We start from the raw sequence: 14,753 nt of genomic DNA, 5'->3' as shown, positions 1-14,753 counted from the left end.
AAAAAAATAATTTATTATGTTTCTAGAATGCAAAACTCCAACCTTATCAATAGTGGGATAAGAACAATAGAACCATCGGAATATGTCTTTTGGACTATGTGGTAGAGAGAATATTACAAGGGTAAGTGGTATAAACATGAACTAAGTTGTTTAAATGGTGAATAGGGGAGTTTTAAATTGAAGGAGAGGGGTAGCTTTTTTATCACATTATTACATATTTTGATATGCTTAATGGTGGTAGGACTCTTAAATTTTACTGTTTCAACCGGATAGAGTGATGTTGGATTGCCAGGAGAAGGATTATTAAAAACTTATATCTCTATAACATTTTGTGCACAGCTGATGATTCAAGTTCTTTTCTATCTTATCTCTCGTTCAGTTAAAAGGAGAGGACATTCAACTTTTATAAATATTTGTTCTATATTCTTAATTACAATTAGTTTTTTATTTTATATTTACTATATTATAGCGAGTTTTATTTACTATTAATAAATAAAAACTCATTGAACAACGGTAATTATTACTCAATTAGCTGATCATATCTTCGACCAAGCCAGTGCCGATTAGAAGTTTTTTCAGGACAATCTATGAATAGTAGAGTGATTTTTCCAATATATATATATGAATTAGTAGTTGATCAATGCTTGTCATTTGATTCATATTCAACTATAATTCCTCTGTTAAAAAATAAGTTTTGCGGAGGACAACATGAATTTAAAAGGCAAGAAGATTTATTTAGCAAGTGGTTGGTTTAACGATAATCAGGCACAGCGACTTTCCAAAGCAGAAGAAGTTCTGCGAAATATGGGCTTTGACGTATTTAGTCCAAGAGAGCATCAATTTAAGGAATATGTGTATAATACACAGCCTTGGCGAGATGTAGTTTTTAAGAATGATGTAGACCATGTAAAAGATGCAGATCTCATTTTCGCGATATATGATGAAACAGATTCTGGGACAATGTTTGAGATTGGGTTAGCTTATTCAATTGGTAAACCCATCTTTGTCTTCCACGAGAAAGAAGAATATTGCAACTTAATGATCACAGAATCATTGCAAGCTTATTTTAAAACGTGGGAAGAAGTGCAGAACTATGATTGGACTACTTGCCCATTGATTCGTTTTGAAGGAGAAGTAGAATAAGCATTTTTGCTAAGTAGTAAACTATTAATAATATGAATATCATTAAATTAAAAGCCGGTCTAAGACTGGCTTTTTTTATTTATGAAGCAAAAATATCATTCTCTATTTTTCCAAGACATTTGAAAGAAAAAGATGAAACTTATGTCTGCATTATCGTTAATTTTCAGGTAGTAGATGATTATATGGAGTATTAACATGATGTCCTAAAAATAAATTTCAAAAAGATAGAGGGAATAAATCTACAAGTAGATTTATATGAATGAATTATAAATGAAGGAAAGTTTAGAGAGAGGGTGGGTCTTGTTAGATCAGATTTTAAATACACAGCTAATCCAGTTCAAGGATCAATTGAATACATGGGAAGAAGCTATTCAATTAGCGGCTGCTCCCTTGATAGAAAATGATTCTATTGAACAGACTTATGTAGATAAAATAATCAGTAATACGAAGGAACTAGGTCCTTATTATGTACTTGGCCCAAACATTGCTTTGCCTCATGCAAGACCGGAATTTGGTGTAAAACAGATGGGATTAAGCTTTCTAGTTATGAAAGAACCTGTATGGTTTTCGGATAAGGACCACCATAAGGTTCAGCTGATTATTGTACTGGCAGCGGTGGATAATCAATCACATCTAGAAGCACTATCTGAATTGGCAGCTGTCTTAGGTGAAGAATTGAATGTGAAACAACTAATCCATTCCAAATCCAAAGATGATTTTTTAGAGCAATTATTTTCATTTATACAATAGGAGGCAGCAAGATGAAAATATTAGTTGTATGTGGGAACGGTTTAGGAAGTAGTTTTATTGCAGAAATGAATGTAAAGAAAGCTTTGCGTGAAATGAATCGGGAGGCAGAAGTAGGGCATACCGATTTAACATCCGCCAAAGCGGAGACAGTAGATTACTATATTGGTTCACCTGAAATCATGGAGCAGTTAGAGGGAGATGGAAGGAAAGTCATTCCGCTCATTAATTTATTCAATGTCGAAGAAATCAAAACTGTTTTAGAAAAACATCTGGAGGATATATAACATGGATTTGATAGTAGACATATTAAGTACTCCGGCGATTTTGGTTGGTTTATTCGCTCTGATTGGTTTATTGCTGCAGAAAAGAGCAGCTACTGAGGTTGTATCTGGAACATTAAAGACAATTATGGGCTTCCTGATTATTGGTGCTGGTGCAACTGTCATTACGGGTTCACTCTATTTCTTTGGAAAAATGTTAGAGAAGGGCTTCGATATAGATGGTGTTATCCCGAACAACGAAGCGATCGTTGCGATGGCTCAAAATGCTTTTGGTACTGAAACAGCTTTAATCATGTTGTTAGGTATGATTATTAATATCCTCTTAGCTCGCTTCACTCCATTTAAATATATATTCTTAACAGGACACCATATTATGTTTATGGCTTGTTTGTTAGCAGTCGTATTATCGACAGGCGGACTAGATGGAGCAGCTTTAATTATAATTGGGTCTATTATTCTAGGATTATTAATGGTTTTAAGTCCAGCCCTGCTACAGCCCTTTGTTAGAAGGATTACAGGTAATGATGACATTGCGATCGGTCACTTTGGTTCATTCGGATATTGGGTTGCTGGATTAGTAGGTAAAGGAGCAGGGAATAGAGCTAAGTCAACAGAAGATATTCGAGTGCCAAGAAGTTTAGGATTCCTTAGAGATACATCCGTAGCAATCTCCTTAACTATGTTAGTTATGTTCTTTATCGTTTCGATTGCTGCTGGTCCAGCTTACATTGAAAATGAGTTGAGCGGCGGTCAAAACTTTATTGTATTTTGCCTTATCCAAGCAATCACGTTCGCTGCAGGTGTTTATATCGTTTTAGCGGGTGTTCGATTATTATTAGCAGAAATCATTCCTGCCTTCAAAGGGGTAGCGGACAAAGTTGTTCCTCATGCTAAACCGGCATTGGATGTACCAGTGGTGTTCCCTTTCGCCCCAAATGCAGTCATTATTGGTTTTATTTTTAGCTTTCTCGGAGGTATTATAAGTATGTTTTTACTTCCGTTATTTGGCTTGAAAGTAATTGTTCCTGGTCTAGTACCACACTTCTTTTGCGGAGCAACAGCTGGTGTATTCGGAAACGCTACCGGCGGCAGAAGAGGAGCTATGTTAGGTGCATTTGTTAACGGTATTCTGATCAGCTTCTTGCCAGCATTATTACTACCGGTCTTAGGAGACTTAGGTTTTGAAGGTACAACATTTGGCGATACCGATTTCGCGATCGTGGGTATTTTCTTAGGATATTTAATGAAACTATTTATGTAGATGCTAGAAAAGCATCGAACAACAGAAGAAGTGATAAATATTTTAGTTTTAAATGAGTTTTAACGCAAAAAAAGCAACTACATCATAATTTGTAGTTGCTTTCTTTAATGTTTTGAATAAAATTTTCTGCGTAGACCCAGGTATTCTGTTGCCGTGATCATCATTTGAGCTTTCTTTGCTTGTTGATGTGCCATTACAATGTTTGAGCATTTCATATAAGCTTGATCTAGTACATTCTTGACCTCTTGCCGTTTATCTTCTGCGATTTCATCTGGGAACCAATCATTTGCGAACCCTGTAATCATATATAATGAAATTACTTTTTCGGGGAATGATGTTGTATCACGATTGTCCAGTTCTTCTATTATCCTTGCTAAATTAGTGTTTGATTTGAGCAGGTTATAATAGCTTGCTGTTGCCTCGTATAAAGCGTCCAGCTCTTGTTTGTGATGTAATGCTTGGAGTGTTGTCACCGCTTCTTCAATCGTATCAAACCAATCATTTATTCCGGAGATTAAAAGGCTGGTTTGCGGGTCTGCTAACCCATATCCATTCATCACTTCGCAATCTGGGTAATGCTTTAACAATTCACTTTTTGTCGTGAAGATATCCCCGTGATAGGTCTCTCCTAAAGTATCATATACTTTATTGGCATAGAGACGAATCAGGTTTCCCTCTTTCATTTCCACTATCACTTCAAGCTTCTCCATCTTGCATTCCTTCTTTCATGTAGGTTTTGGATAGGATAGCAGCTATATTGTAAATTTGTTTTATAAGTATGTATCAAAAAAGAAAGGTTATATATTTACTTTACCTTCTGCTTAATCGTTTTGTATAGAGACAAAATATTACTAATAAACTGATTCTTTGAGAGAATCACCAGTGTATAACAACTAGTTAAGTATCATAGAGAAGTAGTGAAATTTAATGTAAATATGTGTTTAAATAAATGGAAGAAGGGGTTAGGTATATTCTTCTTTTCAAAAAATAGTGAGGGGTAATATCTATGTTCAAAATTACAAAGAATCCGTCTGGAAATACATACCGTGAGCTTATTGAATTGGCCTTTGATATATGTGATGAGTTTCATTTAGTTCTTAGAAAGGATATGGGAGACTTAACTAAGTTTGCCCCCATTCTACGAAAGTTTGATCCATCATTTAAGCTTATGAAAGAGCAATCTGAATGGGCAAGTAACATTTTAAAAGATAATCAAACTGCAAAAGTATACTATTTTTCCACAGATGAACATGCTAAAAACAACAGTTTTGGAACTATCCAATTCTCTATTTAGTTGGGTTTTCCCTAACTTACCTGGAGATTTATCATTTATTAAAGAAGGAGAGGACTGGCTGGCAACTAACTCTCATGAATCAGAGTGCTATATAATGACATCTGATAAAAATGAAATAGCCAAAATCAATGCAATTAAAGGTTTAACTTATGAAATAGAAGAAGATTGATGGCAATGGAAAAATACTCTCTCCTTTAGCAGAGCCTAACAAAGGTACTTGGCTATTTACAAGAGGATGAGACTTCAACTAAAAAACAGAAAAAAGGCTCAAACCCTTGATACATCTAGGTTTAAGCCTTCTTAAAAAGTATGATCCCGACTGGGTTCGAACCAGCGACCCCCACCCTGTCAAGGTGGTGCTCTCCCAGCTGAGCTACGGAATCAGAATACTAATTAATTTACAATAATTAATATAAAGGGTAAGTCAGTTAAAGTCAAGATGAATTTTTGTTGTAGGATCTTTCTTCTATATAAATACACAAAGCGATCCTTTAAATTAGAGAAGGAACATAGCCTTTTTAGTCCTCATGAATCTGTCTGACATTCTTCAGAGTAAAGTCTGTAATAATCATCACCAAGATCTGTCTAATAATTGGCGATTTTGAAAGCAAATTTATCATTCAGTTGATCTTTTTGCGCATACTAAAAATTATAAAATCTTTAGTAAATTTGTTTGACATAATTTACTAAAAATGATATTTTTAGTATACATCAGTTCTTTATAGAGAACTAGTGACTATTGATCTATGAATTATATCTATAAAAGATAGATAAACTCAATACAATAATAGGATGAAAAGGGCCTGCTTTGCTCCATGTGTTCTAAATAAAGAACGATACATCAGGGGTGAAGGAGAAAAAAGTATGTCAAAAACGAATCTTGAGTTGAGGTTCTTCATGTGAAAATAACTTTTGATGGTGGGCAAGTTAACGGTGGTCACAGAGGAAGTTGATTGTGTAGAGAAGGAAAAAGCCCTTATACAAATTTATCGTATAGGGCTTTTTTTAAAATTGGAGTGATGAAGTTGATTCAGGTATTGAAGCAGATGGTGTACCAGGCGTTTGGATTTGCAATCAAAAGTGAAGTTACCAGAGTTAATTTAGCTTGAAGGATAGAAATCTTAATATATCAACTTTTATTATGTCCAAAAGGAATGTAGTCAGTGATATGGATGGGGAGAAAGTGATGTTAAGCGTCCATAATGTTAAATATTATAATCTCGGTGAAGTCGGAGGCTTAACCTGGGAACTAATGAATGAACCTAAGTATCGATGAGCTTGTGGATCGATTAACAGAAGAGTATGACGGAAGCCCTGAAGAATGTGAAAGTCAGGTTCGTTCATTTCCTGGATATGTTGAAAAAAGAAGAATTAATTGACTAAACCATTACTTCCTAAGGAGTTATGTTTATGAACCTCATTCAGAAAGCTCGAACCTTGCTGTCCATAGATAGTAAAACCTTCATGATGTATGCAGAAGCTTATTGTTCCTTGGGAGTGGCCCGGATACAAAAGAGTCTGCCCTTTTCTAAAATTGCGCCTAAATTGGGCAGAAAGATGGAAGAGACCTCATTAACTTATGTGCCAGCCCATACTGAAATCCTGGAGTTAGTGTCCAAAAGTTTGGAGACGATGAGTAGATATACGTTTTGGGAAAGTAAATGTCTTGTTATGGCGATTGCAGGAATGAGAATGCTCGAGCGGCGTGGCATTGAAAGTACTCTTTATATGGCAACAGCAAGAGATAAGGAAGGAAAGATGAAGGCTCATGCCTGGCTGCGGAGTGGATTATATTTTGTAACTGGAGCCAATGGGAAGGAAGGATACACAGTGGTGGGAACCTTTGCTAAAAGAATGGGGGATCAGAAGGAGAAAAAATGATGGATAGACAACCTTTGCACGTGACCGGTTTTTCCAAAGAGCTGAACCTAATGTTCGCCTTGAGCAAGGTACTAACATGGCAGAAGAGGATATGGAAAAAGTAATTAACTGTTTGCAGATGGTCTTAATGAAGTAAATAATCTGAGCTAAAGAGGTAGAGAAAATGATAGGAAGAAATATACAGGAAATACGTAAACGTAAAGGAATGACACTGACCCAGCTAGCTGCAAATGCCGGAATATCTAAATCCTATTTAAGCAATATTGAAAGGGGAGTGAATCAAAATCCTTCAATTGAAGTATTGAAAAGGCTAGCGTTTGTTTTAAATGCAGATTTAAAAACTTTATTGCGCGTACAAGAAGGTGTTGAAACCAATCAAAATATGAATCAGGAATTAATCAACCTAATCGAGGAATTAAAGACAACCGTAATTGATAAAGAACAAATGGATGAGTATCGGGCATTAATTGAGTATATTATGTGGAAAAGCAAAGTAAAATAATTGCCCAACCCTACCAAAATATCGAAATCATCCTAGCCAATGATGGATCAGAATTTATGGTTATACGCAGGATGGAATGCATAGTATAGATCAGTTAAAAATCGGTGATAATCAGTGGCCGGTCGCTGTTGATGGCCATAGGCTTGAGACTCGACCTTATTTGCTGTGGAAATTGGATTACATGCATTATAAATACGGGAGTTGGCTCTGGAAGAGTGCTTTTACGTTTGTCGTCATCTAACTCATTCTGTGGGAGGTTTAGGATTGAAAAAGCCAAATTTCCAGGTCGTATTTTGGTTGCTATATCAGTAATGAATGATGGAATTCAAAAAGCCTCCCGGTTATGACGGGAGGGAGCCTTGCGATAGCCTAAGTCTGGGTGAGTAATCTGGATAAATCTTTCCTAATGATATCAAGCCGATCTTCCATAAGTACCTGTGGAATTTTATAGCCGACAAACAAGGGAGATACAACAAAGCGTGGGATGGCCTTGCAAATAATCAAGTCATGAAAATGGTAAAAGAAAAGGTTATAGCTGGTGCATCCCTTATGGAAACCATCCAAAATATAACGGACCAGGATTTGAAGTTTATCAGCAAAATCATCAATCTCATCTAATGTGTTCAATATTAAATTGAATTCAGTAAAACCGATAACTGGATACTTTGATACATTTAACTCAATACCGGATTTCTTGTATACCTCTGTGCCTTCAAAATCAATCATTGCCATATTCTTATGGTAATCTACATGTTTCATTCCAATCACTTGCATATGGGCATGCTGAATGCTGCCGCCTGAAAAGGGACCATGATTCTTAAATAAGATAACGGACTCATACTCACCAGTCTTCTCCACTTCAAGCCATTTAGCAATACTGAAGCGAATTAATTCACGCATATGCTTCTGTTCATATCCCCTTATATCTTCGTGACATTGATTGGTTTCAATAATGACCGTTTGATAGGTATCCAGAAGAGTGGGATATTTATTCATCAACCAAATAATATCTCCCTTTGTCTCAAGAATATCGGTAAGCTCATCTCTTTGGCAAAAGGGGCAGGCTGCTGTTTTATTACGGATAGTTTCAGGCTTTTGACTGCCAATTGTACTTGAAAAATATAATTGTTGCTGATCCATACTTGCACCTACCTTGTTAACTGTTAAAACTCGATATGTTTATTATAAATTAAAGATATGTACGATTGTATATTTTTAGCCATATTATAGAAATAAAAAAAGTGTAAAAATACATAATAAAATGTCGATAGTAACAATGACATATATCTTTAATTGATTGATTATAAAAACATGGACGGTGAGTAGTGAAATGGATTTCGAGTATAGGGATCAATATGTACAGGGAGAAATAGGTGATGTGATTTATTTTAAAAGAGGAAATTTATTTATCTTTGGAGAAATTATAATACTGAGGGAAGCTTCGTGTATTGTGGAAATTTCTAAAGAATATGCAGACGAATTGAAACTCAACACAACGAGAACAGTTGTCAGACATGGTAATTATAAAATTATTGAGACCTCAAAAGTTCGCGCAAGAGTAAGTGAGCAACAAATCGATCCATTCAGTACACAAGTTTATCATTAAATTTACAATTCGTAGGGAGTGATGTAAAAGTACCAATCGTGCAATGAAATCACCATTGAATATGCCTTTAAAGTTTTTTAAACCAAATTTGGAAGGAGAGAAGAAATGAAAATTAAATTATACGTCTTTTTAACATCTACCAAGGATAAAGAAAATAGTAGAAGCGAAATGATGATGAAAACAGTTGAGTCATCTTTCCGTCCGGTAATAGGAGACATTATTGAAGATCCTGGATTTGATCAGGGATTTCACAACGGATATGAGGTTGTGAAGGTGACGGTTAATTATGAGAAGAATGAATGCTATGTATCTCTTAGTCCGATGGCAATTGAATTAGAGGAAATTAGATTCGATGATTATATAAATAAGCTTACAGCCAATGGATGGGAAATCGTTTCAAAAGAGGATATATCAATGGCTAAATCTCAATCTCAACTATGATCTTTATACATATTATGACATCTTGAATCAAAGGACCGCGATTGGTCCTTTAATCATTTATAATCTAATTTTTATCTCAGGGCCTGTTGGTTTTCTTTTGAAAGGAGTTTGATGGTCTGTAAAATTAAACGTCAGTTCAGGAAGAGAATCCGGTAATGGGGGAGAAACTATTATTCATTTAAGGGGGCAATCACATCATGAAAAGAGAATGTGATTGCCCCCTCTCTGTTATTAGATTAGATTAAGCACCAACCTTCACATGGTCGGTGTCAGGCTGATTGGTTAAATCTTTCTTCTGAAGCAGCCACATGAGTCCTGCTGAAATGAATCCGAGGGATCCAATTACCATCCAGGCAGATGTAATCGAGTATGCTGCAATAAAGCTTCCCATAATCATTGGGCTTGTTGCATATCCAGCGCCAATTACCAGTGGGAGAATGCTGCTTACTCTGCCTCTGTGCGAAGCTGGTGTTTGATTAGCGATAAAGGTTGAAGCATTGATCGCAATCATGATTTCTCCAATGGTCATGATGAAAATAGATACATAGAAGAAGGGAAGAATCGTGGTGAAGGCGAGCATACCAAAGGCAAAAGCATAGCATAAGGCTCCGGTAGCTATCACTTTTATAGGTCTTATCTTATTTGTCAGTTTCGTAATAATCGGCGTAAACGAGATAACCAATATACCGTTAAATGCGGCAAGTGTTCCGTAATAAGCTGCGCCAGAATCATTAAATAACTCTTCTAAGTGCAGAGGTATGGTAAATGCCCATTGTGCGTATTCAAATTCAATACATAATAGAATAAAAGCGAACATAATTAATATTGGTCTTGCCCTCAGTACTTTAAAAACAGATCCTTCTACATGCTCCTCAAGCTTTCTTTCCGTTTTCTCTGTTACCGAAATATGTTTGGTTTTTGTCTCTTTTATAAAAATAAAAATTAATGTTGTAGCTAAGAGCGTAGCGATCCCATCAATGATGAAAACAAGATCTAAATGATTTTTATATAGTAGACCGGCCATGATTGGACCAACCGCAAAACCTAAATTAAAACCCATATAGGTTAATGAATAAGCACCTTTCCGATTCTCGGGGGTAGTTAAATCCGCCAATAGTGCATCGTAGGCAGGTGAGCACAAAGCAAAGAAGAGTGATGATAGCATGAGCAAATAGGCCATGGTCATCGAAGGCTCTATTAAACCTATGGATATAACGGTTATGCCTCCTAGACCTTGCGAAACAACAATAATAAATTTTCTTCCCAAGGTATCAGCCAGCTTTCCGCCTAAAATCATACTTGGTGCAGAAATAACACTGACTAAAGTTACATATAGTCCTGCTTGGGCACTATCCATGCCAATCTTCTGAGTGAGGATTAAAACAAGCAGCGGATGTACAAACCCTCCCAGACTATTAATAATTCGAGCAAAAAATATAATATAAATTTCTTTGGGTAAGCCTCGATATGGACTAAACAAATTTTTAAAAGACTGCATAATGCCTCCTGATTCCTTTAATTAAGTTCCAATAATTTCTATTTTAATAGATAAATAGGTAAAAGAGAATATTGTTTAAAAAATTTAAAATATTTTGAAGTTTTAAAGGAAGGAATTGGTATAATGGTGTGTGAAAGATGATAGTTTCAACCAGAGAGAAGGTAAGCAGATGGAGTTTTTTAATGTATTGATTCCGGTATTTGTTATATTTGCTTTAGGATATATAGGCGAGAAGAAGATAGGATTTGATCCAAAAACGATCTCAACGATGTCCCTTTATTTAATGACACCATTACTGGTGTTTCAAACGTTTTATACTAATGAACTGACCTTAGATTATCTTTATATTGTTATTTACGCGTTTGGGCTTTGTTTAGCACTTATGATCTTTGTATGTTTTATCGCTTTTATAAATAAATACAACATAAAGGAAACCTGTGGGCTCATTCTTGGTTCGGTTTTTATGAACAATGGTAATTATGGAACACCTGTTGCGTTATTATTGTTTGGCGCTGCCGGATTTGATTACGCCATCATCTTAATGGTCACCCAAAGTATCGTGATGGCTACAATTGGGGTATATGTAGCGGCGCGAGGAAGTGATATAGGCGGAGGGATTAGAGATACACTTGCAATTGTATTACGTATGCCTGTTGCATATGGAGCGATTTTTGGACTGTTATTTCAGTACACGGGTATTACCATCAGCCATTCCTTAATGACTACCATTGATTTAGTTGGAAGCGCGGCTATTCCGACAATCATGCTTGTTTTAGGTATGCAATTAGCCAAAATCAGTCTTAAGAATATTGAATATAAAAAGGTTACGTATGCACTAATCATTAAATTGGCAGTGGCGCCCCTTGTAGCGTGGGGAATTTCAGCCCTTTTGCCAATCGATACCTTGCTTAAACAATTAATGATTATCATGGCCGGAATGCCTGCTGCTGCAAATACGACGATGTATGCCATTCAGTTTAATACAAAGCCGGAATTTGTTTCGGTTTGTACATTTATAAGTACAGTACTTAGCTTAATCACTTTACCAATCATTTTTTATTTTGTTTTATAGTGAGAAGGATTTATTAGAAAGTGAAGTACATAAAATGGGATTAAACGAATCAATTTATATGAAATATTAGTTATTCCGCAGAAAGGATGGTATTGGGAATGAAAAGAAACAAAGTATGGATTCCAGCGCTTTTAATGGGGGTAAGCTTGGTGGTATGTATAATGGCCCTTATCCAATCGATCAACTCAACTCCTCAAAGATATCCATTATTAGGCTTGATCCCCTGTGTTATAGGTGCAGCTTCTTTTCTATATATCAATAAAACCGCCCAAAAAAAGACTTTGTTTCTATGGTTCACTCAGATATTAAATATACTATTTATGATATTTCCATTGATAACACTTCTATACTTTATGTCCTCTAATTAGATTCTTAATTATTGACCTCTTGATTTTGAGGTCTTTTATTTATGCTATAAATCTTAAAACTATAAAATTATGGTATTTTTTATAATATATTGAAACTTTTTTCTAGGATAAACAGTCTAATAAGTAGAGAGAAAACAGGGGGGAGCCGCATGCATGAAGATGCTTCTTTAGTACAAAGGGCTATAAAAGGGGATGATACAGCATTTTTAACTTTATTAGATCTTCATAAGGAACAGCTGTATCGAATGTCCATTGTCTATTTAAAAAATGAAGGAGAAGCTCTGGAAGCTATCCAGGAAACGACTTTTCGAGCATACCGTTCAATTAAAAAGCTGCGAGAGCCATCCTATTTCTCTACATGGCTTGTAAGAATTTTATTAAACGTTTGTTCAAATGAATTGAAGGCCAAAAAAATACACCATCATTTCATTGGACCGGAAATGGTCCATACGGATGATTATGGTCAGCTTGAAATAGAAGAGGCGCTCATGTTCCTGGATGAACCATCACGTGAAATCATCGTATTAAAGTATTTACGGGACCTATCCATAAGTGAGATTGCGGATATATGTGAATGCCCACAAAGTACGGTTAAAACAAGACTTTACAAAGGCCTTCGGAAGCTCAAGGAACTAATGAAGGAATCGGGAGGTACCCGCCATGTATGAAAAAGAGAGACAAGAATTATTGGATTTAAAAAAACAAATGGAATATGTGCCTGTACCAAACGAAAAAGTTTCCGCAGCCATTCAGTCAGGCTTTAGTAAAGCCAAACACAAGAAGAGAAAAAGACTTATAAAATATACAGGATTAGCAGCGGCTGCTATTGTACTCCTGTTTTGCATTAGCCTGGTACGAGTGTCACCGTCCTTTGCAAATGCCCTTTCTTCTATACCGGGCGCAGAAAAAATTATCAATCTAATCCGAAACGATAAAGGCTATATGTCTGCTGTGGAGAATGATTTTTTACAGTCAGTTGGACAGACGCAAGAGAAGGATGGGTATAAGGTAACGATTGAATCCTTAATTGTTGATAGGCATAGGATGGTTGTTTTTTATCATATAGAGGGAGCAGGGGATGATATACAAATAGAATTTCCCGATCTATTGATTGACGGAGACGGTGTCGAGCAATCCATATCCTATTCAGCTCATGAAAATGGGTTCGGCTCCTTAGATTTTAATCTAGTGCATCAGCTTGAAGATAGAGAAGAAATAGAACTAAAAGTCCATCTGAAAAATGACACTAGCTTAATAGGTCCATTTAAGTTCCCTTTGAAAATAGATCATTCCTTGTATAAAGGTCAGCATAAACAGATGGCCATTGATGAAACAGTGACCATAGACAATCAGCGGATTACGTTTGGAAAAGTAGAAATTGATCCACTAAGTGTCAGGGTTGACGTAAAATATGATCCGAATAATACAAAAAAAATATTTCATTTGAATCATGTTAGGCTAATGGATGATAAAGGTGAGATATGGGGATCTACTGGCAGTCATTTTAATGAGGAAGAAAGTGAAATCTATATAGAAAGTAATTATTTTCGGAAACCCGAGAAGCTGTACCTACTATTCGATGGTATTCATGCTCTAGATAAGGATGAGTTAATCATTGAAGTTGATGAAAAAACAGGCAGGCTATTGAAATATCCATCGGATGGATTAGTGAAATCTTCTAAGATAGAAGAAAATAAGGTGTATATTTTCATGAAAATCCCCAAGAGTAAAGATACTGTTTCTGGCGGTGGAATGATAAATGATGGAACAGGTAAAGAAATTTCAACAGGGGAAGCGGAGTACTGGGAAATAGACGGTTTAGACGCTATAAGCTTCTACTATAAACCAGAAGAAATCATTAAGGGTCCTCTTAATATTGAATTAGACACCTACCCACTTACCCACAAAAAGCAAGTCAAGCTCCAAATAAAATAATGGAACAAAATTGTTCTCAATGATTGTTGGCCGGTTTTATCATAAAAGTCACCTGAGGAGCTTATACATAATAATAGGAACGGAAAGGGGGAAATCGATTGAAAAGGAGTGCCATTATAAAAGGAAATTATCGATATTCCCTAAAGAGGGAATGGGATGATTACAATTTAAGAAAAGCTGTCTTTGTTCTTTTACACCCAAGCGAGGCTGATGACAGAGTGGATGACCGGACGACCATGCGTTGTGTTTCGTTTGCTAAGAAATTAGATTGCGGTTCTGTGGAATTGGTGAATGTATTTGCCTATCGGAGCAGGGAATGGAGAGATCTCAGGAATCTGTCCTTGGAGGAGGCTACAGGTCCTGAAAACCGCTTCTATTTAGAAAATGCCTTACACAGCGGTTCTGAAATTATCGTTGGCTGGGGAGAAAACTGTACCATCCATCACAAAGATTATCAGTTATTATCGGACTGGTTTAAGGGATATGATCCTAACTGCCTGGGTACAACAAGAGAGGGGCATCCCCTGCATCCGTTGTTTGTAAGAAGTGATACGACCGTTCAACCCTATCTCTTTCCAAATGTAAGTTCGTTTAAACCGTCATGACAAAGGAGCTGTCGATTCATTTCGACAGCTCCTTTTTAGATAGATAAGTAGTTTATGAAGCAGGTGGCGGAGTTGGTATTTCAGTTTCGTCTGTGCCATCGTCCACAGGAGGATCA

Annotated in this window: 16 protein-coding genes, 1 tRNA gene and 1 pseudogene; 14 read left to right on the top strand and 4 right to left on the bottom strand. The window is 36.1% G+C overall.

Going from position 1 to position 14,753, the window contains the following annotated elements:
- Positions 1–708 precede the first annotated feature (708 nt).
- From AC4BHP_RS09140 to ulaA, 4 genes are all read left to right on the top strand, one after another.
- The gene (locus tag AC4BHP_RS09140) at positions 709–1,143 is read left to right on the top strand and encodes a nucleoside 2-deoxyribosyltransferase (RefSeq protein WP_066101231.1); all 435 of its coding nucleotides are present in this window, start codon (positions 709–711) and stop codon (positions 1,141–1,143) included.
- A 300-nt stretch (positions 1,144–1,443) separates the two neighbouring features.
- On the top strand, positions 1,444–1,893 hold the full coding sequence (locus tag AC4BHP_RS09135) for a PTS sugar transporter subunit IIA (RefSeq protein WP_181161978.1): 450 nt from the start codon (positions 1,444–1,446) through the stop codon (positions 1,891–1,893).
- A gap of 11 nt (positions 1,894–1,904) precedes the next feature.
- Positions 1,905–2,177, top strand: coding sequence for a PTS sugar transporter subunit IIB (locus AC4BHP_RS09130; protein WP_066101225.1), 273 nt, complete (start codon positions 1,905–1,907; stop codon positions 2,175–2,177).
- A gap of 1 nt (position 2,178) precedes the next feature.
- Positions 2,179–3,435: a PTS ascorbate transporter subunit IIC gene (gene ulaA / locus AC4BHP_RS09125; RefSeq protein WP_066101224.1), complete on the top strand. Its 1,257-nt coding sequence runs from the start codon at positions 2,179–2,181 to the stop codon at positions 3,433–3,435.
- Between the two features lie 104 nt (positions 3,436–3,539).
- Here ulaA and AC4BHP_RS09120 read toward each other — a convergent pair whose 3' ends face one another.
- Positions 3,540–4,145: a hypothetical protein gene (locus tag AC4BHP_RS09120; RefSeq protein WP_066101221.1), complete on the bottom strand. Its 606-nt coding sequence runs from the start codon at positions 4,143–4,145 to the stop codon at positions 3,540–3,542.
- A gap of 296 nt (positions 4,146–4,441) precedes the next feature.
- On the opposite strand from AC4BHP_RS09120, the gene AC4BHP_RS09115 reads away from it, so the two are divergent.
- Complete coding sequence (locus tag AC4BHP_RS09115; protein ID WP_254654680.1) at positions 4,442–4,729, top strand: hypothetical protein; 288 nt, start codon at positions 4,442–4,444, stop codon at positions 4,727–4,729.
- Between the two features lie 310 nt (positions 4,730–5,039).
- Here the strand turns inward: AC4BHP_RS09115 and AC4BHP_RS09110 are convergent.
- Positions 5,040–5,112: transfer RNA gene (locus AC4BHP_RS09110), tRNA-Val, on the bottom strand.
- 758 nt (positions 5,113–5,870) lie between these two features.
- Here AC4BHP_RS09110 and AC4BHP_RS09105 point away from each other — a divergent pair.
- From AC4BHP_RS09105 to AC4BHP_RS09095, 3 genes and pseudogenes are all read left to right on the top strand, one after another.
- Positions 5,871–6,108 (top strand): annotated as a pseudogene (locus AC4BHP_RS09105) (lasso peptide biosynthesis PqqD family chaperone).
- A gap of 31 nt (positions 6,109–6,139) precedes the next feature.
- Positions 6,140–6,610, top strand: coding sequence for a lasso peptide biosynthesis B2 protein (locus tag AC4BHP_RS09100; protein ID WP_066101218.1), 471 nt, complete (start codon positions 6,140–6,142; stop codon positions 6,608–6,610).
- Positions 6,611–6,773: 163 nt separating this feature from the next.
- A complete protein-coding gene (locus AC4BHP_RS09095) occupies positions 6,774–7,112 on the top strand; it encodes a helix-turn-helix domain-containing protein (RefSeq protein ID WP_066101217.1) in 339 nt (112 codons plus the stop codon).
- A gap of 369 nt (positions 7,113–7,481) precedes the next feature.
- Here AC4BHP_RS09095 and AC4BHP_RS09090 read toward each other — a convergent pair whose 3' ends face one another.
- Entirely contained in the window at positions 7,482–8,252 is a 771-nt protein-coding gene (locus AC4BHP_RS09090) for a DUF4931 domain-containing protein (RefSeq protein WP_066101215.1), read from the bottom strand.
- Positions 8,253–8,442: 190 nt separating this feature from the next.
- Between AC4BHP_RS09090 and AC4BHP_RS09085 the strand changes: the two genes are divergently transcribed.
- Together AC4BHP_RS09085 and AC4BHP_RS09080 are read left to right on the top strand one after the other, a co-directional pair.
- On the top strand, positions 8,443–8,718 hold the full coding sequence (locus tag AC4BHP_RS09085) for a DUF2187 family protein (protein ID WP_066101210.1): 276 nt from the start codon (positions 8,443–8,445) through the stop codon (positions 8,716–8,718).
- A 105-nt stretch (positions 8,719–8,823) separates the two neighbouring features.
- Positions 8,824–9,159: a hypothetical protein gene (locus AC4BHP_RS09080; RefSeq protein WP_066101207.1), complete on the top strand. Its 336-nt coding sequence runs from the start codon at positions 8,824–8,826 to the stop codon at positions 9,157–9,159.
- A gap of 241 nt (positions 9,160–9,400) precedes the next feature.
- Here the strand turns inward: AC4BHP_RS09080 and AC4BHP_RS09075 are convergent, their stop codons facing one another.
- Entirely contained in the window at positions 9,401–10,657 is a 1,257-nt protein-coding gene (locus AC4BHP_RS09075; RefSeq protein ID WP_490551896.1) for an MDR family MFS transporter, read from the bottom strand.
- A 169-nt stretch (positions 10,658–10,826) separates the two neighbouring features.
- On the opposite strand from AC4BHP_RS09075, the gene AC4BHP_RS09070 reads away from it, so the two are divergent.
- The 4 genes from AC4BHP_RS09070 (at position 10,827) to AC4BHP_RS09055 (ending at position 14,637) form a co-directional block, all read left to right on the top strand.
- Positions 10,827–11,729 carry an AEC family transporter gene (locus tag AC4BHP_RS09070; protein WP_140461186.1) on the top strand — a complete coding sequence of 301 codons (903 nt, stop codon included), beginning with the start codon at positions 10,827–10,829 and terminating at the stop codon, positions 11,727–11,729.
- Positions 11,730–12,246: 517 nt separating this feature from the next.
- A complete protein-coding gene (locus AC4BHP_RS09065; RefSeq protein ID WP_490551895.1) occupies positions 12,247–12,765 on the top strand; it encodes a sigma-70 family RNA polymerase sigma factor in 519 nt (172 codons plus the stop codon).
- Positions 12,758–14,032 carry a DUF4179 domain-containing protein gene (locus AC4BHP_RS09060; protein ID WP_066101189.1) on the top strand — a complete coding sequence of 425 codons (1,275 nt, stop codon included), beginning with the start codon at positions 12,758–12,760 and terminating at the stop codon, positions 14,030–14,032. The genes AC4BHP_RS09065 and AC4BHP_RS09060 overlap by 8 nt, the downstream gene beginning before the upstream one ends.
- Positions 14,033–14,130: 98 nt before the next feature.
- A complete protein-coding gene (locus AC4BHP_RS09055) occupies positions 14,131–14,637 on the top strand; it encodes a DUF1643 domain-containing protein (RefSeq protein ID WP_066101187.1) in 507 nt (168 codons plus the stop codon).
- Positions 14,638–14,753 lie beyond the last annotated feature (116 nt).

Source organism: Pradoshia sp. Z4_20, assembly GCF_058216035.1.
This window is presented reverse-complemented; position numbering and strand designations above follow the sequence as displayed.